This window comes from Methanomassiliicoccus sp. (genome assembly GCA_012719175.1).
Taxonomy (GTDB): domain Archaea; phylum Thermoplasmatota; class Thermoplasmata; order Methanomassiliicoccales; family Methanomassiliicoccaceae; genus UBA6.
The window spans coordinates 30,094-54,790 of record JAAYAX010000004.1 but is presented as its reverse complement, the minus strand read 5'-3'; the positions used below and the strand labels follow the sequence as shown (position 1 = coordinate 54,790).

Here is a 24,697-nt window from a genome sequence, read left to right as displayed (position 1 = left end):
CAATGTCTCTGGTTCCTATCATCCAGACAAAGGGATTGAGCTTCTCCTACCCCAACAAGGTCCTTGCCCTAGACAGCGTCGACATGGTCCTGGAGAGGGGGAGGAAGGTGGTGTTTCTCGGACCCAACGGGGCGGGGAAGAGCACGCTGTTCCTCCAGTTCAACGGTATCCTCCGGCCTCAGAGCGGTAAGGTGCTCTACGAGGGCAGGGAGGTGAGGTACGATAAGCGCTCACTCTCCTTCCTGCGTGAGAACGTGGGCATGGTCCTCCAGAACCCTGATGACCAGATTTTCTCCACTACTGTGGAGGAGGATGTGGCCTTTGGACCCATGAATCTGAGATTGCCCCGGGAGGAGGTGGAGAGGCGCATAGACGAGGCACTGCACCTGGTCTGGCTGGAGGACCTCAGGGAGAGGCCTACGCAGCAGCTCTCCTTCGGTCAAAGGAAGAGGGTCTCACTCGCGGGAGCTCTTGCCATGAGGCCCAAGGTGCTCATCATGGACGAGCCCACGGCCGGCTTGGACCCCGAGATGGTTCATGAACTCATCGAGCTATCGGACGAGCTGAACCACCGGGGCATGACCATGATCATGTCCACTCATGACATGGAGACCGCTTACGAATGGGCGGATGAGATGAAGGTATTGCACCGCGGCAAGGTCATCTTCTCCGGCACCCCAGAGGTTCTTTTCGCTGATCAGCGGCTTGTGGACCGCCTGAGGCTCGTCCCTCCCTTCCCTGTGCTAATGAACCAGCAGTTGCACCACCGCAAGGCAACCCCGCTGGTGCCCCTGCCCAGGAACCTCATGGAGGTGGCGGAGAAATGCTTCCCGAGCTCTGGGGTGTGGGCGGAGGCAGGGAGGCCGGGGGGCAAGGTACGCATAATCGATGTCAACGACCCTGAGAGCATGGCCCTGGCCGAGGAGGCCTCACAAAGGATGAGTGATTCTCAACTGTACTCAGGAGCCTACGGTGCCAAGGCCAGGCGCATGATTCGGGAGGGGAAGATTAGCGTCCATAACTCCTTCCATGCCATGGACAATGCCATCCTCCAGGCAAGCTTGGGCAACGAGTATCTTCTGTACACAGACACTTCTCTGATAACGCTGGTGGAATCGAAATTGCGGAGATTGGAGGAAAAGACGGGACTGGTTCTGAGGGCGGAGACCAGCGCCAACCAGGAACGAGCGTGATCCTTGATTATGGTATAATCGAGCCTCTGTATCATTCCGCCTGATCGTGTGAGCTACTGAAAATTCTCTCACTTTCCCCCGTCAGGAGCCTTCTAATCTTCCAATCGAGGGCTTCACGGCTAGAAGGCTGTAGGTGTAGGGGACCGCGCTCTCCATGTGGTTATCCCTTCTAGCATGGCCGCGAAGGTGGCACTGGCCGGCACCACGGAGACACGGATGCCCATCCCTTCCAGCTTCCTCCTAGTCGGTCCTCCCATGGCCGCGACCAGGTGAGAGTTGAGCATGGCGATTATGTCCTCCCGCGGGTATGACAGCTCAGCGGCGTTGATGTAGGTCTCCGCCGAGAGGGTTGATGTGAAGGCGAAGGCGTCCACCCTCCCTGCCATGCTCTCATCGATGAGGTACTTGAGCTCCAGGCTGCCGAGGTTCGGGATCAGTCGGTACAGGACTCTCTCCGTCACCTCTGCCCCGCACTCCACCAGCCCGTCGAACAGGGACCTCTCCCCATGGGACGAACGGAGCAGGTACACCCTCTTGCCTGCCAGCTGCCGCCCCATCTGCCGGACCAGGCCCTCAGAGGAGTGTTCTTCGGGAATTAGGTCGACCCTTATCCCCCTGTCCGTCATGGCCTTGGCCGTGAGCGGCCCGATGGCGATGTTGCAGCTTCCTGACAATATTGAGGCCAGGTCCTCACCTCCCTGCGCCGATATCCTGTCCAGGATCTCCACCCCCGTGGTGCTGGTCAGGACCACCACCTCGGCGGGGCCCTCCTTAAGCATATCGATCATGGTAGCACCCTCAACACCGTCTATAGGGCTCACCAGCAGTGGGGACGCTGCGATCACCTCCAAACCCTTCTCCCTGGCCATCTGGAGAGACTCGTCGAGCTTGTCCTGTGGGCGCATGACCGCCAGCCTCATCGCAGATCACCCAGCCGGTCATAACAGCCCACCACATCGCCCACGACCACGACCGAGGGAGAGCCCACGCCCTGGTCCCGGCAGTCCTTCACCACCTCTGATAGGGTGGAGATCACCACCCTCTGCTGAGGTGTCGAACCACGGTGGATGACCCCCACAGGGGTGGCCGGGTTCATGCCCCCCTCCATGAGGCGCGACATATTATGCTCCAGGTTGCTCATGCCCATCAGTATCACTATGGTGCCCCCGGTGCGGGCGAGCACGCCCCAGTCGATGCGCTCGTCTGAACGGTCCCCGCGCTCGTGACCGGTTACGAAGGTGACCATGGGTGCATGGTCCCGGTGGGTCACCGGGATCCCTGCCAGCGCCGGGGCTGCGATGGCCGAGGTGACCCCAGGCACCACGTGTACATCGATCCCGGCCTTCCGGAGCTCCTCCGCCTCCTCCCCGCCCCGGCCGAAGAGGAAGGGGTCACCGCCCTTCAACCTTACCACCCAGTGACCGGCCATGGCCTCATCAACGATGATCTGGTTTATGCCGTCCTGGGGGACCTTATGGCGTCCACCCTGCTTCCCCACATCTATTAGCTTGGCCCCGGTACGGGCATATTGGAGAAGGTCGTGGTTGGCCAGCTCGTCGTAAACCACCACATCGGCCTGCCTCAGCATCTCCATTCCCTTGACGGTGATGAGGCCGGCATCCCCGGGACCCGCCCCTATAAGGTGAACCTTTCCGGGCATAGCTTATCCCCTCACCGCTGGACGCAACAGGTCAGCGATCCTGTCCAGCTCCGTTCCCATATCGCTCAATGGCACATTCTGGTCAATATGAACACCTTTCACGTGAGCACCTCCCGTCACCGTACCGACTATCCTGATCTCGCTCCCGAGCATTGATGCCCACACCCCTATGGGTACCGAGCAGCCACCGCCCAGGGACTTTAGTATGTAGCGCTCCGCCTCCACCTCTGCTCTCGTCCGTTCATGGTTTAAAGCCTGTAGGTCAAGCAGATAAGGACTGTCCTCTGCGCATACCAGGGCGATGGCCCCCTGGCCCGGGGCAGGAACGAACTCCTCGGGGTCCAGGACATAGCCCTTCTCCGTGATGCCCAGCCGCTCTAGCCCTGCCCGGGCCAGCACTATGGCGTCGTACTGTCCGTCCTTCCACTTCTTTATGCGCGTGGGCACGTTCCCGCGCAGGTCCCGAACGTTCAGGTCCGGCCTTTTGGCCTCCAGCAGCGAGCGACGCCGCACGCTGGACGAGCCCACCACCGCTCCTTGGGGAAGCTCTGGTAGGGGTACCTCGGATAGGAGCATGTCCTCCACTGGCCCCCTGGGGAGGACCGCCGCCATCATCGTCCCCGGGGTAAGGTCCACAGGCATGTCCTTGAGGCTGTTGACAGCAACGTCTATCTCCCCATCCACTATCCGCTGGTCAAGCTCCTTGGTGAAGGCCCCGTAGCCGCCAAGCGTGGACAGGGGCCGATCGGTCACCCTGTCGCCGATGGTCCTGACCTCCCGCACCTCTACCTCCAGGTCCGGGTTGCGGGCCACCAGCATCTCCATGACCATCCTCGTCTGGGCCAGCGCCAGGGCGCTGCCGCGGGTGCCGAGGATCATGCCGACACCTCGCTCAGGGATGTGGCGAAGGAGTCCACCGTTCTTTTAATGTCCTCATCGGTGTGAGCCGTGGAGAGGAAGTTGGTCTCGAACTGCGAGGGTGCCAGGTAGATACCCTCCTCCAGAAGGCGGCGGAAGAGGCGGTCGAACATGGCGCTGTCCGAGGACAACGCCTCGCGGTAGTTCCGCACCGGGGCGGACGAGAGGAAGAGCTGGAACATGGAGCCGATGCCTACCACCTGATGCGGCACTTTCATGTCGCCAAGCGCCTCCTCAAGGCCACGTCGCATCAGATCGCCCTTGCGGTCCAGACCCTCGTGGCCTTGAGCGCGCAGCTCTTTCACGGTGGCCATACCCGCGGCGAGGGACATGGGATTCCCAGAGAATGTACCTGCCTGGTAGACCTTTCCCAGCGGGGATATCTTGCTCATGATCTCCTCGGAGGCGCCGAACACTCCGATGGGCATCCCCCCGCCTGCTATCTTACCCAGAGTGGTTATATCCGGGGTGATCCCGTAGCGACGTTGGGCCCCGCCCATAGAAAGCCGGAAGCCGGTGATGACCTCGTCGAAGATCAGGAGAGTGTCGTGTGCGGTCGTCAGCTCCCTCAGCCCCTGGATGAAGCCCTCGGAGGGGAGAACCGGACCCACGTTGCCCATGACCGGTTCGACGATGACCGCGGCCACCTCTCCCCGGTTCGCCCTCAGCGCTTGCTCCACCGTGCCCAGATCATTGAACGTTGCCAAGAGAGTATTGGAAGCGACCTCCTCCAGGACACCCAGGGAGTTGGGAGCGCCGTGGGTTGTGGCCCCGGAGCCGGCCTTGACCAGGACTGCATCGTGGGCCCCGTGGAAGCAACCCTCGAACTTCAGGACCTTCTTCCTGCCGGTGTGGCCGCGCGCCAGCCTCAGGGCGTGCATGGTCGCCTCGGTGCCAGTGCTCACAAAGCGCAGCATCTCCATGGAGCGGTACTCCCTGGATATGTCCTCGGCGAACTGGGCCTCGGCCTCGATGGGGGCCCCGTAGAGCGTTCCCTTCCCCGCCTGGGCCTGCAGGGCGCTGACGACGGACGGGTGAGCGTGGCCTAGTATGAGGGGGCCGAAGGCCATGCAGTAGTCGATGTACTCATTGCCGTCCACATCGATTATCCGGTCCCCCTGGGCCTCGGCGATGTAGCGGGGATAGGGCTGGTACGCCCGCACCGGAGAGGATACGCCTCCCGGCATCACCCTCTGCGCCCTATGATAGAGGCACTCGGATCTTCCGGTCATGACGATACCATCCTCGCCGCCTCCTTGGCGAAGTAGGTGATGATGATCTCCGCCCCCGCACGCTTTATCGACCGCAAGGACTCCATCATGGCCCCGTCGTGATCGATCCACCCGTTGGCGGCAGCAGCCTTTATCATCGAGTACTCCCCGCTTACCTGGTACGCGGCAATGGGGACATTGAACTTATCCCGGGCCCTCCGTACTATGTCCAGGTACGGCAAGGCCGGCTTCACCATGAGGATGTCCGCTCCCTCCTCGAGGTCCAAGCTCATCTCCCGGAACGCCTCCCTTGCGTTCCCCGGGTCCATCTGATGGCTCCTTCGGTCTCCGTGCTGGGGGGTGCTCTCGGCGGCGTCCCGGAAGGGACCGTAGAAAGAGGAGGCATACTTGGCGGCGTAGGACATGATGGGTATGCTCTCGAAGCCTGCCTGGTCCAACCCATCCCTTATCGCTGCCACTTGCCCGTCCATCATACCTGAGGGGGCGATCATGTCCGCCCCAGCCCTAGCCTGGCTCACAGCTACCTCCGCATACCTCTGGAGGGTGGCATCGTTATCGACGTCGTCTTTGTTAATGATTCCACAGTGGCCGTGGTCGGTGTACTCGCAGAGGCACAGGTCCGTGATGATGGTGATGTCCGATGCCCTCTTCATCTCCCTTATCGCCCTCTGCACGACCCCATCGGGGTCGTCCGCGGGAGTCCCTCGAGGGTCCTTTTTGCTGGGTACTCCGAAGAGGAGCACTGCCGGGATTCCCAGGTTTTCGGCGCATCGGGCCTCCTCCCCCGCCCGTGAGATGGGCAGGGATAGGACCCCTGGCATTGAACCAATCTCCCTGGGAGAGGACAGGTTCTCGTTAACGAATATTGGGTACACCAGGTCATGGACCGAAAGCTCGGTCTCCCGGACCAGGTCCCTAATGTTCGGTCTCGCTCGCAGCCTTCGGGCCCTGCTCTGTGGGAACAATCGAAACACCTTCCAATTTGAACAAACTTTGCACCTTCTCGAAAACATCCTCGTTACCTATGCGGCAGGCGTCCTTCAACGCCACGGTGGGATCCGCTAGGAACTTTCTGGTCAACACGTCCGCGAACTCCTTGAGGACGACCTCAGCAGGCTCCTGTCCTGAGGACAGACGATTCAAGGCCTTCCTGACTTCGCGGTCCCGGAGGCTGAAGTACTTGCTGTAAAGCTGGCCGAGGATCTCATTGGCCTTCATCTCCTTCATACGCTCCCCGAGGGAGTCTAGCTCCTGGGTGATTATGAGCTCTGCGCTCCTTATCTCGGAGCGACGCTTAAGGAGATTTTCCTCGGCCTTTCCTCTCAGGCCGTCGATATCGTAAAGCTCCACTCCCTCCAGGTAGGCGACCTGTGGATCCACGTTGCGGGGGAAGCTGACGTCGATAATCAGGATCTTTCCGTCCACCTTCCTGAGGTCCTGAGCCTTGCGCACATGCGCGGGAGTTATGATCATATGAGAGGCCGAGGTGGCCACCAAAACCACGTCCGCCCGCGAGAAGAACTCCAAGAGGCTGTCGAACCGCACCGCTTTTCCGTTGAGCGCCCAGGCAAGCTCCACCGCCCGGGAGTAGGTGCGGTTGGATACGAACACGGCCTTTGGCCCCTTGCCCACGAGATGCTTGGCAATAAGATCGGCCATCTCCCCCGCCCCCACCACCAGGATGTTCTTGTCGGTGAGGGAACCCACCTTCTCCTCGGCAAGCTCCACGGCTGCCGTGCCCATGGACACGCACCCCTTGTTGACGTTGGTCCTGCTGCGGACCATCTTCCCCACCGAGATGGCCTTCTGGAACACTATAGTGAGGACCGGCCCCATACTGCCATGGCGCTTCGCCAGGTCGAAGGCCTCCTTTACCTGACATTGGATCTGGTCCTCCCCCACGATGAGGGACTCCAGGCCGCTGGACACCCTGAGGATGTGTCTCACCGACTCCTTCCCATTGAGGTACTGCACCAAGTTCTGCTCGGCGTCAAATGGTACCAGGGCGTTGATCATGTCCTCGAGGCCCTTGCGCGTGGCGTTCAAGTCACTGGTAGCAAGGTAAATCTCCATTCGGTTGCAGGTGCGAAGTACCAGACATTCAGTGGTCCCCGGGAGGGAGAGGGCGTTCCTCATCATCAGCTCCGGGTCCACCTTACCCAAACTTTCCATGTCGGCCACACTAGCCTGCTTGTGCGTGATATGCGCGCTAAGTATGGACTCCATCTATCTCACCACCATCTCAAGGGCGATCCTACGGGCCTCCTGAGGATCACTTTCCAGCAGATCCCACACCCGCCTGTCGTCGAGTACCTGCCAAAGGCGTTGCTCACGTTCCTTTTGGGACGGGACCGCCCTCTTGGCCGCCTCACGGAGTTCCTCCTGGAGGGAGACCATGAGATCATATTTATGGTCCAGGTGCTCGTCAAGGACCTGACGAAGGTACCTGGACATACCAGGGCTGCGACCCTCCGTGGACACCGCCACCTTGTACCTTTCTCTCTCCACCACAGAAGGTATCAGGAGAGTGGAGACACCGTCAGCACGGTTGCACCACTTCCCCTGCCTTTTGGCCTCTCTAGCTATATTTTCGTTTTGAGCGGGATCGTTGGTCGCCGCCACCACCAGGTCCGCCCATCCCACCATCTCGACCAGATGGTCCTCGGCCCTTCCTTGGACGGCACTAACTGAGGAGGGCAGGTCACCATCGATGGTCTCCGATACCACAACCACCTCTGCCTCCGCTGCCAAGTAAGCGGCCTTCCGCCTTCCCACGGGGCCGCCGCCGAAAACGACAGCCCTACGGCTACTAAGATCTAACCATAATGGTAGCATCGTTACCCCTTGTCGAACCTGTATTGGTGAAGGACGTAAATACAATCATCGTATTTAATTGGATGTATCATCCAACTAATTTTCCATTTACGCTGGATGCTTCGCCGGCCTTCGAATGGAAGCTTAATAAAGGGGCCGGTGCATTTCCGCTAGACCGCTCTTGCGGTCAATGACAAGGGGATTTCGAAGATGAAGAACGGAGTACTTGTAGTAGGGCATGGTAGCAAGCTGCAGCACAACAGAGACCTGGTGGTCAATGCCGCAGAGAGGATGGCTTCCTTGCAGGAGTTCGGGCCGGTAACGGCGGCCTTCATGCAGCTGAACGAACCGGACATAAAGACCGGCATAAGGGAGCTGGTGGCCATGGGCGTGAACATAATATATGTCCAGCCATGCTTCCTCGCGTCTGGTATCCATCTCACCGAGGACATACCCGGGGAGATCGGCCTCAAAAAGGGAGAGAGCGAGGCGAAGATGAACGTGGACGGCAAGGACATCACCCTCCGCTGCTGCGATCCCATAGGGGACGATGAGCGCGTCGCCCAGATCCTGGCCGATAGGACCAGGGCTCGGATGCAGCGGGCTTAAACATGAGCGAGAAGGTCCTGGTGCTGGACCTCACCCATGGTGGGGAGGTCCTGGCCCAGGTGTTCGCGTCCCGCGGCGATAGCGTCACCGCCGTGGACATATACGGTACCGCTTCCGCTGAGAAGAAGGACGGTCTGACGCGTGCGGGCATCCGCGTCCTGATCAAGGCTCCGCCTGAGAACTTCGACCTGGGGGTGGTGCCCATCCACTGCCCAGACCGCTTCATAGGCCAGGCCACTCTGGATAGGCGGATTACCGCTCACCAGGCTGTGGGCGAACTGGCTGAGTTCTCCATACCGACGGTGGAGGTCACCGGGGCCAGGGGCAAGACGTCGGCATGTCACGTCCTCGCCCACATCCTGGCCTTCAGCGGCTCAAAGGTCCTTCTACACACCAGCAGGGGGCTGTGCACGATGGACGCCCAGCGTCATGTCAGGCATTGTGATAAGGTGAGCATAGCCCCACCCTCCATACTCGCCCTGTCCCTGGAGCATCCAAAAGCGGACGTGGGGGTGTTCGAGGTGAGCCTGGGGGGCACGGGCCTAGCCGATGTGTCGGTCATAACTGGGCTCGACGACAACTACTCCATAGCGGGGGGTACCAGGAGCGCCTTCGATGGAAAGGTACACATGGCCTCCACCGCCAAGGTGCTGGTCTGTCCCGAGCCAGAGAGGCAGATGTGGGCCCCCCATGCACCATCCTCCGCGCGCATAATCACCTTCGGGGATGGAGGTGACTTGGAGATATCGCTCCCAGGGCGTCTGGAGCTGGGTAAGGGAGCATCGCTCACTGTGCGATGGAACGGGAGAGGGTCTGTCATCAGGCTCCCCGGCAGCCTGCTGGCGCCAAGCTACTCCACCGCCCTGGCCAGCGGATTGGCGGCCGCCCTGGCGATGGGCGTGGACATGGAGAGGGCCGTGAGTTCCCTGGCCACCTTCAACGGGGTCCCCGGCCGGGCGGACGTGACGCGAGAGAGAGGCAGATTCCTCATACGCGAGCGCAACCCCGGGGTCAGCGCGGGGTCCATCGACTGGAACATCAATGTGCTAGAGCATTACTACTCGCAAACGGACATCGGCGTGGCCATCGATCCCGTCAACGTGAAGATATGCGAGAAGCTAAACATGGAGGATGTCCACAAGGTGCTCTTGAGGCACCCCTCGGTGACGGGGCTGTATGTCATCAATATGCCCGGCCTGACACGGGAGTCCAGCAGCTACCGTCGCATCGATGGGCCGGGGGACGTCATGGGGAAGCATGAGGTTTTAGTACACTGCATCAAGGAGGGGTACCTCTGAAGGACGTGCTCCATCCCCGCCCCAACCCCATCATCGCGGCCATGTACACGCTCAGGGACCTGGACACGGACATCATCGTGATGCACGGTCCAGCGGGCTGCGGCTTCATGGCCTCCCGCAGGCTGGAGGAGGCGGGGGTGAGGGTCATGACTACGGGCATGCAGGAGAACGACCTCATCTTCGGGGCCGAGGAGAAGCTTATAAGGATACTCCGGAACGTGGATGAGATGTTCCACCCCCGCCTCATGGGGGTGGTGGGCACCTGCGCATCCATGATCATAGGCGAGAACCTCGATGGCTCGGTCAAGAAGGCGGGGTTGAGCGCCACGGTCCTGCCCATTGATGTGCACGGCTGCTCGGGCCCCAACACCTCCGGGGCCATACGCACCCTGGAGGTAGCTGCGGAGAGAGGGGTGATCACCTTCAAGGAGAGGGACCGGCAGAGGAGCATGCTGCTGAGGGCTACACAGATCGAGCGAGAGCGGGGGCTTACCAGCAAGGAGTACCTCGAGCCCCATCCGGGGGCGACGAAGATGTCAGTAGCGCTGAGGATTGTGGAAGCCCTGCGTGAGGGGGAGAGGGTGGCGGTGGCCCTGAACGCAAAGAAAGAGACGGCCTACGGATTCGCCGATACCATGCGGGCGGTGCAGTACGCACGTGATAAGGTCGGGGGGGAGGTGATCCACATAGCTAACCTAGATCCAGACATAGGCCTGCCTCGCATCCGCCGTTACGCCACCAACATTCTTAGGGACCTCAAGGGATCGGGAGTGGTGGATGTTGTCCTCACCGGAGGCCTGGACGAGTACCCGGTGGCCGGAGAGGCAGCGGCCCGGGCCCTGGGCGAGTGCGGTGCGGACCTACGCGTCATCACCGGCCTGCCCCATGCGGTGCCCGGACTACGGAGGGAGGACGTCCTGGTCACCGACCAGCCCCGGGAGCTTCGCAACTACATAGAGCAAGGGTTCCCACTGTCGGTGGGGGAGGTCAACACTCACGCCGATGTCATGAGCACGAGCAGGGTGCTGCACAGTGAGCTGGGCAACACCATCAGGGAGATCGTGGACGGGGGATGGGCATGAGACAGATGGCCATCTACGGGAAGGGGGGCATAGGCAAGTCCACCATCTCCGCGAACTTGGCGGCATCCTTCGCGGAGGCGGGTCTGCGCACCTGGTACATCGGGTGCGATCCCAAGTCCGACGGGAGCATGACCCTGCTTCAGGGGAGGAGCATACCCACCTTCCTGGAGCAGATGAGGACAGGGGGCCAGGAGGTGGTGTTCACGGGCTTTGGGGGAGTGAGGTGCGTGGAGACCGGCGGTCCCCTGGCCGGGGTGGGGTGCGCGGGACGGGGGATCATCGTGGCGGTCCAGAAGCTGGCCCAGGACCACTTCCGGCAGGAGGAAGACGTCCTGATCTATGACGTGCCTGGCGATGTCGTATGTGGGGGCTTCGCCGCCCCCCTGCGGGAGAGGTACGCCAATGAGGTCTACATCGTTACCAGCGGTGAGTACCTTGCCCTGTACGCGGCGAACAACATCGCCAGGGGTCTGGCGAACCTCAATGTGGCCCTGGGCGGGATCATATGCAATTCCCGGGACGTACTAAGGGAGGAGGAGGCCGTGGCCGAGTACGCTGGACGGATCGGCTCCCGGCTCATCGGCTTTATTCCGCGCAGCCCGGTGGTCAGGGAGTGCGAGAACAGGGGGGTCACCGTCATAGAGGGGGCGCCGCAGGACATGCAAGCGGACGCCTACCGGCGCCTGGGCCAGGCGGTGCTGGGGAACCGCGAGCTGAGCGTCCCCCGTCCCCTGGACCCCGAGGAGATCCGCGCTATCCTGCGGGAGATGACATGACCGCTCCGCCCCGGGTTGTGATCGCTGGCTCAGGCAGCGGAGTAGGGAAGACGGCCATCACCACTGGCCTCATGTCCCGGCTGTCGAGGGGGCGCAAGGTGCAGGGGTACAAGGTGGGTCCCGACTTCATCGACCCCATGTACCACACAGCGGCCACCGGCCGTTCGTCACGGAATTTGGACTCCTACTTCATGGAGAAGGGTACCCTGCTCAACCTTTTCGGGTGGTCGAGCAGGGACGCGGACCTGGCGGTCGTGGAGGGGGTCAGAGGCCTGTACGATGGGCTCACCGCGACCGGGGACACGGGATCCACGGCGGAAATCGCGAAGTTCCTGCAGGCGCCGGTCATCCTGGTGATCAACGCCCGGAGCCTCGCCAAGAGCGCCGCCGCGCACGTGCTGGGCTTCAAGATGCTCGACCGGACGGTGAACATCGCTGGGGTGATACTCAACAACGTGGGCGGGGACAGGCATAGGCGAAAGGCGGTGGAGGCAGTGGAATCGCTCACCGGTACGGAGATCATGGGAACGATCGAGAGGCGTCGGGAGAGCCTGCCGGAGAGGCACCTGGGACTGATGACGGTGGACGGGGGAGAGGACACCAGGGCATTGTTACGGGACCTCGAGGACCTGGTGGCGGAGATCGATGTGGAACGTATCCTGGAGATAGCGGGTTCCGCCCCGGAGATCGAGCTGGACAAGGGATCGCCATACCAGAACGACGTCGCCCAGGAGGTGAGGGTCGCTGTCCCTAGGGACCAGTCATTCTGTTTCTATTACCCGGAGAATCTGGAATCGCTGGAGGCCGCGGGGGCGAGGCTCCTGTTCTTCAGCCCCACCGAGGGCGAGCGGCTACCGGACTGCGACGCAGTGTACCTCGGCGGCGGCTACCCTGAGGTACATGCCGAGCTCCTGGAGGGCAACAGCGACTTCCTTGAGGGATTGAGGCAGATGTCGGAGCAGGGTGCCCTCGTGTACGGCGAGTGCGGGGGCATGATGGTGATGTGCCGTTCCATCGACGCCTTCGGCAAGCTTAGACGCATGGCAGGCATCTTTGATGCCCGTGCCGTCCTTACCGCGGACCGCCAAGGCCTGGCATATGTGAGGGCGCGGGGGACCGCCGATAACTTTCTCTTCCCGGGATTGGACCTCCGGGCTCACGAGTTCCATTACTCTCGCCTCGAGCCCATACCTTCAGGCCCCTACGGTTTCTCGATACAACGTGGTACAGGGATTGGTCACTCCATGGACGGCATCATGTTAAGAAGGTCCATGGGCACCTACATGCATCAGCATGCCCTGGCGAACCCTTCCTGGGGCAGAGCTATGGTCCGCTCGGCGTCGAGATCGTAGCTCTTGACCGCTCTGAACACCTCCCTGACCGTCGGATCCTACCTCGAATGCTACCGCCCGGGAACTTGGACTCCTTAGAACCATTTACCCAGAATGAGAGACGCTAACAGTTTTCGCCTTTTTCATTTTGATTATCGCCTGCCGTTCTGAGGTGCCATGGGTTTAGTATATGCATTAAAAAAATATAGAAACCGAAATTGATAATGTGCTACTCCGGTTTATTATATCTGTCTGCTGATTTTTTATACGGTGGTGAAGTAGTGGACGCGGTCTCTCTCGTTACGATGTATACCGTAATAGTGGGCCTTCTCACCCTAGCCCTTCTGATCATCGTCTGGAGGGTGAGCCACCAGCGTAGCCGGTATGTCTTCGTCGTCATGCTGGGCTGTGTCCTCGTTATCCTTATAGGCTTCATTTTTGAGATATCCTCAGCAACGCTAGATGAGCGGTTATACTGGAACATCGTGGAATATTTCGGCCACATATTCTCCCCCACATTGGTCCTCATATTCTCCCTTTTCATCGCCCAAAAGGAGAAGTGGTTGTCAAAAAGGTACATCATGCCGTTGCTTGGAATTGGCACCCTTATCTTCATCCTGGTGGCAACAAACCCCCTTCACGGCCTGCACTACACGAATGTGACCCTTCTACAGGACCCGGTACGCTCATTTGAAGCTGAGCGCGGACCGGTGTACTACATGTACGTGACATACGTGTTCAGCACCATGATCATCGCCGCTGGCGTCCTGTACGCCAACTACCGCAAGGTGGGGTTGGCCCTGAAGAGGAGGACCATGATCATGGAGCTGGCCGTTCTCCTGCCGCTTATGAGCATGACGCTGCTGTTCCCATTGTGGCAGTACATACCGGCGGAGGTCATGATCATCACTGGTATCCTCCTCAGCAGCATCCTCTTGTTCATTGGTACGTTCGGCTTCGAGATGTTCAGGATGCTGCCGTTCACCTTCGATGGTACCGTTCACACCCTGAAGGATGGGGTGCTCATCGCCGATGAGTTCAATCAGATACTTTACCTCAACCCGGCGATGGGGAGCATACTAGGCGTGGTAAGCTTGTCCGATAACATCGGAAAGCACATCAGTGATCTGATCCCCGGTCTCAATGTCGATGTGAAAGAGCGCCAGGGCAGGATGACCTATCAAGAATATACTGAGCTGGAACTATTCGAAGGGCGCTTCTTCGATGTTCAGAGATCGAACATATACACGAGGTCGGGAAAGAACCTGAGCTGTTTGTACATCATCAGGGACGTGACCAACAGGATGAGGATGGAGGAGGAGCAAAGGATGCGGATGAGAGTGGTATCAGCTTTCGCCACCGTGTCCTCGAGGCTGATCTCCATAACTCCTGAGAAGATCCCGGGTGTGGTGCAGGAAGCGTTGTCGTCATTGGGGGGGCTTGTCAAGGTGGACCGGGCCTATCTCCTACAGTACTCCAAGGACCGTACCACCATCGGCGTCGTCCAGTCCTGGTGTGCACCAGGGATATCATCTCCCGTTCGGGAGCTGCAAGAGATACCCTGTGACCACATCCCCTGGTCCAGGGCAAAGATTCAGGCCCAAGAGGTCATCAACATCCCTCGCGTTCATGACCTCCCTCTTAAGGCCACGAATGAACGCAAGGTCCTGGAATCGCAGGGCACCCGCTCCTTTTTGGGATACCCCCTGGTGTGGGCCGACAGCCCACAAGGCTTGGTGGTCCTAGAGTCCGTGACCAGGGAGCGCTTGTGGGTGGAGGAGGAGGTCCGCATCCTGGAAACTTTCTCCAACGTCTTCGGTCAGGCCTTTGACAAGAAGATCGCCGACGAGACCATAAGGATAAGCGAAGAGAAGTTTCGCACCCTGTTCAATAATGCCGGGGACTCCATGTTCATCCTCTCCAGGGAAGGGAACATCGTCGAGGTCAACCCTCAAGGCTGCGAGAGGCTGAAGAAGTCGCGGGAGGAGCTGCTGGGGGCCAACATCATGTCCCTGGTAACCGCAGAGACAGCGGAGAGGATCCCCCAGGCCATCGCCACATTGTTCCGCGAAGGCAGCATTTGCATAGAGGTCACTAGCATCGCCAAGGACGGCACCCACATGATCTCTGAGGCCAGCGCACGCCCTGTGCAATATGAGGGTCAGCAGGCCTTCCTCATGATCAACAGGGACATCTCTGAGAGGAAGGCGGCGGAAAGCGCGCTGCGCTTGGAGAGGGACAGGCTAGACGTTACCCTGAACACCATCACCGATGGAGTGCTGGTTGTGGATTCCTCGCACCACATCCTGCTCATGAACAGGACCGCGGAGGACATGCTGGGATTGAGCCGCGGTCAAGCCCTCGGCAGCTCGCTGGAAGAGCTCTTCCCCGCTCAAAGGGACCAGGAGGGCGTCATCAGCGCGGTGGAGAGGGCAGTGAGAACGAAGTCCCCCTTCACCTACTATAGGCAGGTACTTCCTTCAGCGATCTCGGGGGATATGTTGATAAACGAGTCCGCCGCGCCCATCTATGGGAAGGGTGAGGTCATCGGGGCCATTGTGGTCCTGCACGATGTCAGCACCGAGAAGAGGCTAGAGAACGAGATGGAGAGGGTGGAGAGGCTCAAGTCGTTGGGCATATTGGCCGGTGGCATCGCTCATGATTTCAACAACGTTCTCACCATCCTCATGGGCCACCATGAGGTCATGAGGCATGATGGATTGAGCATGGGGGAGATGAGGGCCCGTTTGGAGGAGTCCGCGAACGTCCTGGAGAGGGCTAAGGGGCTTGCCGGCCAGCTTCTCACGTTCTCCAGCGGAGGAGGACCGGTGAAGCGCCCCATTCAGATCTCGACCCTGGTGGATGAGGTTCTGAAGGAGGCGTCCCTACCCTCATCGATAGAGGTTCACAAGTCCATCCCCGGTGACCTGATGACCGTGGATGTGGACAACCGGCAGATGAAGCAAGCCCTCTCGTGCGTTGTCCAGAACGCTCATGAATCCATGCCCGGCGGAGGGAATCTATACATCTCCATTGAGAACGTCCACCTGGACCATGAGGGAATGCCAGACGGGAAATACTTGCACCTGCTCATCAGAGATGAGGGATTGGGCATAGAGGAGTCCAACCTCACCCATCTCTTCGAACCGTTCTTCAGCACCAAGCAGGGAAGGTCAGGAATGAGCCTGGCAGTGACCCACTCCATCATCAAACAGCATGATGGGGACATCACTGTGGAATCGAAGTTGGGTGTCGGCACCTCCTTCCATATCTACCTTCCTGCAAGCAGCTGCGTGCACTCTCAGGAGGAAGCTTCTACCGTCGAAGCCTGCGGTGAATGGCCCCATGAGGCGCGGGTCCTGATCATGGACGATGAGGACATGATCCTGGAGGTGGCCAGCGAGATGCTTCACATGCTGGGGCACGAGGCCTCAAGTTCTCACGACGGGGCCGAGGCCCTGAAGAAGTACATAGAGGCGAAAAGGAACGGGACGCCTTTCGATGCGGTGATCATGGACCTGACCATTCCCGAGGGCATGGGGGGCAAGGAGGCGGTATCCCGCCTGCTTCAATTTGATCCACGGGCCCGCGTAATTGTATCTAGCGGGTACAGCAACGATCCGGTAATGAGCAACTATAGGGCCTTCGGCTTCGTCGAGGTCATGCCCAAACCATATACTCTGAAGGAGCTGGAGGATACCATTTCCAGGACGTTGAAGACCAACGGCGGGCTCGATGGAGCCACCTCCTAATCGCCATCCATCATTGCTTAGTGACCTATGCACAGCATGAGGAAGAGAACATCTCATCAATGTCGATCGAACGGACGATCTGCCCTACTTCATTTTTCCCCGAACTGCGCCCTATAGGGTATGGACTCAATGTACTTCTTTAGGCCAGCAAGCTCGCTGGGAACATCGAGGTCAGCCTCGGTGACGGTTCGGTTCTTGGCCACCCACTGCTTGTTCTTTCCGTCATAGGCGAGTCCGAGGCTGCGAAGACGCCCCTTGAACGGCCTGGTGTCCCCCCTAACAATGGTGTCATTACCGACCTTCGTGAACGTCAAAGAACCCTTAGCGGATGGAAAGTTCCTCATCTCCTTGCTCAGGAGGTTATCTAACCTCGTTCGTAGATTGGGGTCGGCTGGATCCATAGGACCTATCCTTGACTCGATCCATCTGTTCAGGCGTTGGTACTGGGGACCAAGCTTGAGCGGTGGTGCCTTCCCGCGCCCGTCCGCTTCATCCTTACCTAGAAGACCCTTGAACAGTCCCATGTCTGACCTCTGAAGATGAAAGGTAGGGCGGAGAACCACTCCCGTTCAGCCGCCCGAGGTAGTACTCGTAGACGAATGTCCGCATCATCTTCCCGAAGGAATCAGGTGGAGTGCGGCTGTGTATCGGAGCCGGGACATAAAAAACTAATCGTGGGTTATGACTCCTTCACAGGCGGACCTCGGCATCGACCAGCTTGAACTCCCCGCTACCATGCACCTTCGGATGCACCATCGTGGTGAACCCGTGCTTCTCCAGGAAATCGATATGGCCACGGCTCACAAAGGTGCGTTCCCTGATGACCTCAGGGCATTCCAGGAAGGTCACGAACCTTGCTGAGGGCTCCAGCTCGCGCATGTTCTGGTCGATGAGCGGACCCATTCTCAGGGAGACCCGTTCGTACCTCCTGAGCTGGCCCGCCGAAGGTGAGCGTACCGAGTCCAGGATCTTCTGATAACGGTTCCGCTGCACAGTCTTGAGGCAGATCACCTGGTAGGATCGCGGCAGCTCGAAGATGTAGATGTCCGTCAGATCGTACTCCTGCTGGGCCCGCGCCAATCTCATGGTGACGCTTTCCAACATACCCTTGGGGAGGGTCAGCAACACTGCGTGGCGGCCCTTGGTCCCCAGGACGGAACTGGTGATGAAGGTGGTATACCCCGCTCCGACCGCAATGTCAGGCTGAGGTGCTGTCCTGGCGGGCCTGTGGCCTGACAGTGGCTTCCACCCGAACCTCGGAATCACTCTATGCTCTTTGATCCTTTCTATATCGTCCAGCCATTCCGCCACTGGAGTTCGAAGCTGCTCGAGCGTGAGGATCTGGCAGCAGTACCCGGTCTTGGAGTTCAGGGTCCCTGGAAGACGGATGATCCTCCTCGTGTCCACAGTTACAGAGGTATCGGTCTGGATCCCTCTCTGTGACACCATTTCCACCAAGGCCTTCCTCCGTTCGATGATCGCCTTCTCCCTCGATCGATGGTCCGCTTCCATCTCCGGATCCCGGTCAGAGAGAACGAGATGGAAGCCCTTGCTACCACTGAACGCGGCGTACTTCGGGTGGTATTCACTATCCAGCATGAGGTCGAGGAGACGGACCGCATCCCTGCGGGCCCTCTCCAGGTTCAATATGGACAGAGGTCGCCGGTCCAGGTCGAAGGCCACATCGTTCCCGAGGATGATGTTACCGGGGCCCCAATACTCGGCGGCAGACCTGGGCCGTGGAGATACCGAGGTAGGGTTAAGGTATGTCGAGGTCGAGTAGTACACGTCCAAGGGTTTCAATCTGATAAGCCACCGCTGGAGGTCCTGAGGCGTGCGGATGACGTCCTTGACCTTGAAGAACCTGCCATTAGGAAGGAGAAGGCGAAAATGTCTCTTGTTGACATCCGTAATGCGGGACAGGTCAGGCAGGTGCCCGGCATAGAATTCCCTTATAAGTTCAGAGTCCATTTCACGATCCAGCAGAACCACCTCACGCGCAAGCGGATATTAATGACATGTGCCTCGCTGAAGCCACGTTCTCATGAACGGTGCTCATTCATGGCGCGTCCCTCCTCCCCGAAATGACCCTGTTGCCGTTTGTTAAGATCGCTGCGGTCTGATGATGTCCTAAATGTTCTCTCCAATAGCACCAACAGGTGTCAAGTAGGTGAAGATGCCATTTTTATTATGGTATGATAGTATGGAGCGTATCATCTCCAAGGACGGCACTCCCATATTCTGTGAATCGGGTGGTGAGGGACCGCCGCTGATCCTCGTCCACGGGACCGGGATCGACCGCACTTACTGGGAGCCTGTGAGAACGATGCTCGAGAGGTGCTTCACCGTCACCGTCATGGATAGGAGGGGGCGGGGGGAGAGCGGGGACACTCTGCCATACTCGATCCAGCGCGAGTTTGAGGACGTCGCTGCGGTGGTGGACCACCTCGGCGGGCCGGTGAACGTGCTGGGCCATTCATACGGGGCATTGTGCTCCCTGGAAGCGTCCCTGCTGACCGATAGGATCCGCAGGATGGTGTTGTATGAACCGCCGATCTACACCCACATCGATATCCCTTACCCTCCAGACGCCCCAGACAGGTACTACTCTTACCTCGAGGAGGGTAGGAACGAGGAGGCCGTGATGATGGTATATGAACTGGCAGATGCTCCGCCGGAGGAGGTTGAGTTGCTTCGCTCTCAACCAAACTGGCGCTCCCGCTTGCTCTCGGCACCGACCATGCCTCGAGAGTTCTTCAGTGCCCGGGGATACAAGCTCGACCCCCGCCGCTTCGAAAGCATGATGGTTCCAACACTCCTTATGCTGGGTGAGGACAGTACTCCGTTCTACAAGGCGGCTATCGAGGCGGTGCACGCCTGTTTGCCCAACAACCTCGTCTCGTTGCTGCCTGGGCAGCGACATGAAGCGGTCATAACGGCCCCAGAGCTGGTGGTTCAGCTGGTTCTCGATTTCCTCGCTCAAGGCTTGGAGCAGCAGACAGGTGAGTCCAGGAAGACGGGCGGATGAACATCACGGCTGCTATCGATCGCATATCACTTCACGCCGTAGAGGCCAGCTTGCATGTTAGAGTACCACAGTAGCTCCACCGCCCTGAAGCCCGACCTCCTGAGGAGTTCAAGGTGCTCCACGACCGTGATAGGGAAGTACTCCGTGTCGAACCTCGCGAGGTGGGCCTCGACCTCTGCCTCCACCCTGCCATTGGCCACCTGGAACCGCCCCCACTTCCTTTTGCCAATCTCCGTGCCCACATCCGTGAACGGCCTTATGTTCTCGAAGGTGATGAATATCCCTCCCTTGGTCAGGAGGTCATAGCACACCTGGACGGCCGCGGCCCGCTCCTCACGGGAAAGATAGTGATGGCACTGCACGGCAGTGATGACATCCGGGGCCTCATCGACCTTTCTCAGGAGGTCCTGGGTCCGGCACGGTTCAAGGAAGCGGACCCTAGGCTCGGGGGCAAGCCTCGTTCTTGCCTGCTCCAGCATCGTCGGTGAGGGATCGACCAGTACGAACTGGGTATCGGGTATGACCCTCAATGCCCGCTTTACCATGGCCCCGGTCCCGCAGCCTGTGTCCAGCCACACCTTCGGTGGGCACCGGAGGGAGAGGATGAGATCGATGACCTCCCCGTGAATCGTCTCATAATGTGGTATGGTCCTAATCACCTGAGCATCGTAGTCCTCAGGGAGGTGGGGAGTGCTGTTCCCGGTTCTCATCTCCTTTTTTGCACGGACATTGGAGATAATAACAAGTTGCCCGCAGCAACAGCATAAGAGAGCATGAGGAGCTCCGATCTTTTCTTTCGGTTCTCCGAATCTATCTCTTCTGCCCCATAGGAACGAGCTCACTTCTGTATGGTCTCATTGTGCTCGTGAAAGAATACGGACTCCGTGTTCCTCCATGCTCATCAGTTCCCGCTCTTGATCATCCCTATGTTGGTATCAGAGATCTCCGCTGTGAGCGCGTACAGGAACGCATCGACCTCCAGACGATAGACCACCTGTGGGTTTGTCCCTAGATACGTGGTTATCTTGCCGCTGCTGTTATCAGCAATGTACACATCTACTGCCTTCTGACCCCAGGGCGTCGAGACCTCAGTGGTGTTGACCTTGGACCCCAGGTTCATATCTCCCCACACGGGATCGTCCCAGGAATAATCGTACGAAGTGTCATCCAGGAAGGGCACGCCCGAGGAGGTCATCGTTGCGGTAAATCCATCGATGGTCACGTTGGATATGTCGATCCTTACTATACCGGTCACCTCGCCCAGGAGCGTATCGCCCTCGACCTCGTAGAGGATGTAGTCGCCATTATGAAGGTAGGCCTGGGCGATTATACCCTTGAGGGGAGAGCTGAATGCCCAGGCCATCAGGACGATCACGACCACCACGACGACCGCGATCACCACACCCATCCTTCTTCTGCTCCACCTCCTTGTGGACATGGAACCGTTAGGCCGTGCATCAGGGGGTGGTGTCCCTGTCGTTCCCGCTCTCCCGTCAACATCCATCGGTAATCAAGAATGCATCAATTGGAAAATAAGCATATGCAGGGAAAACAGCCCCGGGAGCGTACGTCAGCTCTCCCGATATTTTGGGTATTGATATTGTTCGCATCGATCAGAAGTGAAGCCATAAGATGTCCCCATGGATAGCGGGGTGTTAATACTCTTTATTCAAAATAATTAATAATATATAGAACGACATTCAATGTCATCCTATGGCAGATGCGATCGGACCTCGCCTTGACAGTGAGGTCGTACGGCAGTTGGCCGTTCCTTATGAGCTGTACAGGACGAGGCATGAGGACCTTCTCAGAGTTATCACGACCAGTGCTTTAAGGTCGCCCATCTATGCTGATCGCATCACGCCCGTATCCTCGCTGGAAGAGCTGGGCGAATTGCCCCTCACCTCATACGAGCATATCTTGGAATGCACCGAGCGTGAAGGAGTCGACAATGTTCTACTGGCGCCTGTGGAGCAGGCGTTCCACACCTCCGGCTCCACCGGCAGGCCGAAACGCTTTTACTACGGCAAAGAGGATGTTCAGCGGATCGTGGAAGAGTATGCCATGGTCTCCCGCATCATCGGCATCGATCCCGGCCGGAAGGCCTGGAACCTGGGAGGGCCGTTGCCTGACGTCTCGGGTTATTTCCTTACCAAAGTAGGGGAGTTCATGGACATGAGGGGCTCTTTCTCCACGCTCCTCAAGGACGATAAGGACCTTATCAATGCTCTCCGCCGTGCCTCCTCCGAGAGCGACATCGAGATCCTGGCAAGCCCAGCGCTGATACTGTACCTTATCGGGCGCATGAGCCATGAGCCGGGGTTCCTGAGCGGCCTGGTGGAGGACAAGGCGGTGAGATCCTACCATCTTCCCCGGCTGTTGGCGAAGCTTGTCAGCAAGGTGTACTTGAGGGGGGTGGACCTGGACTCCCTAAAGGAGACGACGCTCCATGCCAGCACCGCCATATCGTACGCGGAGCCGCTAAACCCCTATATGGGTGAGCTGAGAAAGTGCTACCCGCAGCTTCGCATCTACGACTTCTACGGGAGCACGGAGAACCCCATCATGGCCGCCCAGATCGACCCATCGGTCAACGGTCTGAGCATGATCATAAACACCATCATACCGGAGATAGCCTCCCCGGAGGAAGTGCACAAGGGAAAGGCCGACCCCCGGCATCAGGTCAAGGGCGTGATGTGGCCTGACTGGAAGGAAGGGATGGTGGGCGAGCTCGTCATCACCCGTCCAGGGCAGTGCCTTCCGCTCGTCCGCTATCCCACCGGCGATGTGATACAGGTCCTGGACCCTGCGCATGAGATCAGATATCAGGCAAATGGCGGCGAGGTAACGTTCCGTCTACCGCTCATACGCGTCCTGGGCCGTTCAGTGGAGACCTTGGACTTCGATGCCCAGGACGAGTCCGGAAACTTCCTGGGGATGAAGTTCTACTCCCGCTATGTCAACGAGGCCCTCCACAAGTCCAGCAATGTCCGGTGGTGGGAGATGTACAACATAAAGGGCTCGCCCGCACGGCTGGCCGTGGTGGTGGTCCCGGAAAGGGAACCTGCGGATGTCAGGAAGTTCAAGGCGGAGATCGTCAAGCGTTTGACCGAGGAGCGTTCGGACATCCCCCACTCGTTCCAGACCGCGAACGACCTGGGGAAGCTGGAGGTCATCATCCTGCCCTCGAGCGCATACGATGCGATACAGGCCGAGATCGACAGGCGCATCCGGGAGGGACGCTCCTATGGACAGCTGAAGCCCAAGCACATCTACGTCATGTCCGGTGAGGAGGAGTTCGCCCGTGTCATGAACGAAAAGTTCTCCCATACCCGTTCCTGAGCACGCCGAAAAACGTCAGCCGTCAACGTCCGCAGGAGCGCTCATCATAATCGTGAGACGATAATGGATCATTGGAGGGCACCTCATGGGGACCGGGACGGCGGCACGGAGCGTTCGCCGGATATCAGGTTGGAGGAGGACAGATGCATACCACCTTCTCCGATGTGACGGTACGTTCTGCCTTCTTTTCATTGTCCCCCTCCATATCCAGTTCAGTACTGGACGGCACTTCGGCCGGCCCTGGTATTTCCTTCAGGAAAAGGTCAAGGAAGCGCTCCATGGTCCGTTCGTCCACCGCCGAGCAAGGATAGTTCAGGCTGACGTTGAGCCGTCCGCGGAAGGTGTAGATGCCTACTCCGATGTTCGGGGGGTACAGGAGCGGACCGATGAAATGGACGTCCTTCACCTCAGGGCCTCCAAAGTCCGCGCTCCTCGTATTGACCTCGCCCAAGTTGGATAGGACAGGATGGGCGGCCTTGAAGCCTACAATTTCCTTCAACTTCTTCAGTAACCAGGGGCCTGGGAACATGAACAGCTCCAGCAGCACCAGTTCCGCCAGCTCCACCCTGTTGCTCTTCTTTTTGCTCAGCTGCCGGTGCACCCTGTCCAAGGTCTGCTCATAGGTTTCGTTTTCCACACGCTCGATGTTAACGAGGTACACAGCGGAGAGGTCGCTGGGCACATCCGTCTGCGAGCGGGGAAGGTATTTACGGAGGTTCACGGGGACCTCCACCATCAGCCTCGCTCCCGCCGGTGGTGCGCAGACCTCGAAGAGGGAGCGGTAAAAGCTCGCCAACAGAACGTCGTTGACCGTTACCTTTCTCACCCTGGCGTATTCGCGAACGGCGTTCAGCCTCTCGGGACTGAGCTGCGTCACCGTGTAGACCCCCCGGGCATCATCGTCGCCGGTCCGCGGGACCCCCCAGGGCCTCCCGGGCAGATCGATGTGGGGCAAGGCCCTGATGGCGTTGAGAACGCCCACCTCCCTGAGTACCTGAAGGGGGCCCGGACGATCTGCGGTGACCTTAATGGAGGAATGCCGCGTGTCCTTCCCCAGCTCCTTATATGTGGAGGCCAGGAGGGAGAGGTAGTTAACCGCACCTCCTCCGTCCAAGGCCATGTGGTTGGACCTTATGCACAGGACATCATCTTCCCCGCGGAACAGACCCACCCTTACCTGGGGAGCGCTATCCGTCAGCAGCGGTTCGTTGATGAACTGATAGAAACGGGGATCGGTGAGGGGGCAGACGGCCATGTCCAAGAACTGGCTCCACTCCCCCTCTTCCACACGTTGCCAGCAAGGTCGGTGCCTATCATCGACGTACCGGTATGCCAGCCACGGGCAGGCCACAAGCGTGAGGCGCACCGCTTCTTCCAGCCTGCCCTCATCCACATGACCGTGGAAGTAGACCAGGATGCGGGCCTGGCTATCCATGAAGTCATTTCCCAGGCTCATGAACCTATCAAGGGATGTGGAAGGAAGTCTCTCCGGCCGATCTACATCTGCATCTCCCTTCGGAGCACTTCTTCTCAGAATGCCACGCACCCTCCACAAATGTGATCCCGCATAATGTGGACCAGGATGGTCATGTTTGAATGATAATAAAAACCTGTCACGCCTAAGCCTCCCTAATATTATTGATCCTGGGAGGATGCTGCTTC

Annotated in this window: 21 protein-coding genes; 9 read left to right on the top strand and 12 right to left on the bottom strand. The window is 59.1% G+C overall.

The features are described 5' to 3' along the window. Positions 1–2: 2 nt before the first annotated feature. A complete protein-coding gene (locus GXX95_00620; GenBank protein ID NLT36650.1) occupies positions 3–1,193 on the top strand; it encodes an ATP-binding cassette domain-containing protein in 1,191 nt (396 codons plus the stop codon). A gap of 119 nt (positions 1,194–1,312) precedes the next feature. Here GXX95_00620 and GXX95_00615 read toward each other — a convergent pair whose 3' ends face one another. Genes GXX95_00615 through GXX95_00585 form a run of 7 tightly spaced genes read right to left on the bottom strand, consistent with a single transcriptional unit; the run spans position 1,313 to position 7,838 of the window. Continuing rightward, entirely contained in the window at positions 1,313–2,113 is an 801-nt protein-coding gene (locus GXX95_00615; GenBank protein NLT36649.1) for a uroporphyrinogen-III synthase, read from the bottom strand. Further along, entirely contained in the window at positions 2,110–2,853 is a 744-nt protein-coding gene (gene cobA / locus GXX95_00610) for a uroporphyrinogen-III C-methyltransferase (protein NLT36648.1), read from the bottom strand. The genes GXX95_00615 and cobA overlap by 4 nt, the downstream gene beginning before the upstream one ends. A 3-nt stretch (positions 2,854–2,856) precedes the next feature. Next, positions 2,857–3,732, bottom strand: a complete 876-nt coding sequence (hemC, locus tag GXX95_00605) for a hydroxymethylbilane synthase (GenBank protein ID NLT36647.1) — start codon at positions 3,730–3,732, stop codon at positions 2,857–2,859. After that, positions 3,729–5,003, bottom strand: a complete 1,275-nt coding sequence (gene hemL, locus GXX95_00600) for a glutamate-1-semialdehyde 2,1-aminomutase (protein ID NLT36646.1) — start codon at positions 5,001–5,003, stop codon at positions 3,729–3,731. Before hemL ends, hemC begins: the two co-directional genes overlap by 4 nt. After that, complete coding sequence (hemB, locus tag GXX95_00595) at positions 5,000–5,968, bottom strand: porphobilinogen synthase (protein NLT36645.1); 969 nt, start codon at positions 5,966–5,968, stop codon at positions 5,000–5,002. The genes hemL and hemB overlap by 4 nt, the downstream gene beginning before the upstream one ends. After that, entirely contained in the window at positions 5,919–7,229 is a 1,311-nt protein-coding gene (locus tag GXX95_00590) for a glutamyl-tRNA reductase (protein ID NLT36644.1), read from the bottom strand. Before GXX95_00590 ends, hemB begins: the two co-directional genes overlap by 50 nt. Further along, positions 7,230–7,838: a bifunctional precorrin-2 dehydrogenase/sirohydrochlorin ferrochelatase gene (locus tag GXX95_00585; protein NLT36643.1), complete on the bottom strand. Its 609-nt coding sequence runs from the start codon at positions 7,836–7,838 to the stop codon at positions 7,230–7,232. It lies immediately after the preceding gene. Between the two features lie 189 nt (positions 7,839–8,027). Between GXX95_00585 and cfbA the strand changes: the two genes are divergently transcribed. From cfbA to GXX95_00555, 6 genes are all read left to right on the top strand, one after another. After that, complete coding sequence (cfbA, locus tag GXX95_00580; protein ID NLT36642.1) at positions 8,028–8,426, top strand: sirohydrochlorin nickelochelatase; 399 nt, start codon at positions 8,028–8,030, stop codon at positions 8,424–8,426. A 2-nt stretch (positions 8,427–8,428) separates the two neighbouring features. Next, complete coding sequence (gene cfbE, locus GXX95_00575) at positions 8,429–9,724, top strand: coenzyme F430 synthase (GenBank protein NLT36641.1); 1,296 nt, start codon at positions 8,429–8,431, stop codon at positions 9,722–9,724. Further along, on the top strand, positions 9,721–10,806 hold the full coding sequence (cfbD, locus tag GXX95_00570; GenBank protein NLT36640.1) for a Ni-sirohydrochlorin a,c-diamide reductive cyclase catalytic subunit: 1,086 nt from the start codon (positions 9,721–9,723) through the stop codon (positions 10,804–10,806). The genes cfbE and cfbD overlap by 4 nt, the downstream gene beginning before the upstream one ends. Continuing rightward, positions 10,803–11,582 carry a P-loop NTPase gene (locus GXX95_00565; GenBank protein ID NLT36639.1) on the top strand — a complete coding sequence of 260 codons (780 nt, stop codon included), beginning with the start codon at positions 10,803–10,805 and terminating at the stop codon, positions 11,580–11,582. The genes cfbD and GXX95_00565 overlap by 4 nt, the downstream gene beginning before the upstream one ends. Then, entirely contained in the window at positions 11,579–12,934 is a 1,356-nt protein-coding gene (cobB, locus tag GXX95_00560) for a hydrogenobyrinic acid a,c-diamide synthase (glutamine-hydrolyzing) (GenBank protein ID NLT36638.1), read from the top strand. The genes GXX95_00565 and cobB overlap by 4 nt, the downstream gene beginning before the upstream one ends. A 260-nt stretch (positions 12,935–13,194) precedes the next feature. Continuing rightward, positions 13,195–16,665, top strand: a complete 3,471-nt coding sequence (locus tag GXX95_00555; protein NLT36637.1) for a PAS domain S-box protein — start codon at positions 13,195–13,197, stop codon at positions 16,663–16,665. A gap of 89 nt (positions 16,666–16,754) precedes the next feature. Here the strand turns inward: GXX95_00555 and GXX95_00550 are convergent, their stop codons facing one another. Together GXX95_00550 and GXX95_00545 are read right to left on the bottom strand one after the other, a co-directional pair. After that, positions 16,755–17,189, bottom strand: a complete 435-nt coding sequence (locus tag GXX95_00550) for a hypothetical protein (GenBank protein NLT36636.1) — start codon at positions 17,187–17,189, stop codon at positions 16,755–16,757. 166 nt (positions 17,190–17,355) lie between these two features. Then, positions 17,356–18,636: a hypothetical protein gene (locus GXX95_00545; protein NLT36635.1), complete on the bottom strand. Its 1,281-nt coding sequence runs from the start codon at positions 18,634–18,636 to the stop codon at positions 17,356–17,358. Positions 18,637–18,868: 232 nt separating this feature from the next. On the opposite strand from GXX95_00545, the gene GXX95_00540 reads away from it, so the two are divergent. Then, positions 18,869–19,693 (top strand): alpha/beta hydrolase, encoded by an 825-nt coding sequence (locus tag GXX95_00540; protein ID NLT36634.1) that lies wholly within the window; start codon positions 18,869–18,871, stop codon positions 19,691–19,693. A gap of 26 nt (positions 19,694–19,719) precedes the next feature. Here the strand turns inward: GXX95_00540 and GXX95_00535 are convergent, their stop codons facing one another. Both GXX95_00535 and GXX95_00530 read right to left on the bottom strand, forming a co-directional pair. Then, complete coding sequence (locus GXX95_00535) at positions 19,720–20,403, bottom strand: class I SAM-dependent methyltransferase (protein NLT36633.1); 684 nt, start codon at positions 20,401–20,403, stop codon at positions 19,720–19,722. A gap of 191 nt (positions 20,404–20,594) precedes the next feature. Further along, positions 20,595–21,101, bottom strand: coding sequence for a hypothetical protein (locus GXX95_00530; protein ID NLT36632.1), 507 nt, complete (start codon positions 21,099–21,101; stop codon positions 20,595–20,597). 305 nt (positions 21,102–21,406) lie between these two features. Between GXX95_00530 and GXX95_00525 the strand changes: the two genes are divergently transcribed. Next, entirely contained in the window at positions 21,407–23,035 is a 1,629-nt protein-coding gene (locus GXX95_00525) for a hypothetical protein (protein NLT36631.1), read from the top strand. A gap of 124 nt (positions 23,036–23,159) precedes the next feature. On the opposite strand, the gene GXX95_00520 is transcribed toward GXX95_00525, so the two are convergent. After that, positions 23,160–24,491 carry a hypothetical protein gene (locus GXX95_00520; protein ID NLT36630.1) on the bottom strand — a complete coding sequence of 444 codons (1,332 nt, stop codon included), beginning with the start codon at positions 24,489–24,491 and terminating at the stop codon, positions 23,160–23,162. Positions 24,492–24,697 lie beyond the last annotated feature (206 nt).

Coding starts and splice junctions, on each gene's coding strand:
- cfbE (NLT36641.1), top strand. CDS start 8,429: ATGAGCGAGAAGGTCCTGGTGCTGGACCTCACCCATGGTGGGGAGGTC.
- hemL (NLT36646.1), bottom strand. CDS start 5,003: ATGACCGGAAGATCCGAGTGCCTCTATCATAGGGCGCAGAGGGTGATG.
- cobA (NLT36648.1), bottom strand. CDS start 2,853: ATGCCCGGAAAGGTTCACCTTATAGGGGCGGGTCCCGGGGATGCCGGC.
- GXX95_00550 (NLT36636.1), bottom strand. CDS start 17,189: ATGGGACTGTTCAAGGGTCTTCTAGGTAAGGATGAAGCGGACGGGCGC.
- GXX95_00525 (NLT36631.1), top strand. CDS start 21,407: ATGGCAGATGCGATCGGACCTCGCCTTGACAGTGAGGTCGTACGGCAG.
- GXX95_00540 (NLT36634.1), top strand. CDS start 18,869: ATGGAGCGTATCATCTCCAAGGACGGCACTCCCATATTCTGTGAATCG.
- GXX95_00620 (NLT36650.1), top strand. CDS start 3: ATGTCTCTGGTTCCTATCATCCAGACAAAGGGATTGAGCTTCTCCTAC.
- GXX95_00520 (NLT36630.1), bottom strand. CDS start 24,491: ATGAGCCTGGGAAATGACTTCATGGATAGCCAGGCCCGCATCCTGGTC.
- GXX95_00565 (NLT36639.1), top strand. CDS start 10,803: ATGAGACAGATGGCCATCTACGGGAAGGGGGGCATAGGCAAGTCCACC.
- cfbA (NLT36642.1), top strand. CDS start 8,028: ATGAAGAACGGAGTACTTGTAGTAGGGCATGGTAGCAAGCTGCAGCAC.
- hemC (NLT36647.1), bottom strand. CDS start 3,732: ATGATCCTCGGCACCCGCGGCAGCGCCCTGGCGCTGGCCCAGACGAGG.
- GXX95_00615 (NLT36649.1), bottom strand. CDS start 2,113: ATGAGGCTGGCGGTCATGCGCCCACAGGACAAGCTCGACGAGTCTCTC.
- GXX95_00545 (NLT36635.1), bottom strand. CDS start 18,636: ATGGACTCTGAACTTATAAGGGAATTCTATGCCGGGCACCTGCCTGAC.
- GXX95_00535 (NLT36633.1), bottom strand. CDS start 20,403: ATGAGAACCGGGAACAGCACTCCCCACCTCCCTGAGGACTACGATGCT.
- GXX95_00530 (NLT36632.1), bottom strand. CDS start 21,101: ATGGGTGTGGTGATCGCGGTCGTCGTGGTGGTCGTGATCGTCCTGATG.
- GXX95_00590 (NLT36644.1), bottom strand. CDS start 7,229: ATGGAGTCCATACTTAGCGCGCATATCACGCACAAGCAGGCTAGTGTG.
- GXX95_00585 (NLT36643.1), bottom strand. CDS start 7,838: ATGCTACCATTATGGTTAGATCTTAGTAGCCGTAGGGCTGTCGTTTTC.
- cobB (NLT36638.1), top strand. CDS start 11,579: ATGACCGCTCCGCCCCGGGTTGTGATCGCTGGCTCAGGCAGCGGAGTA.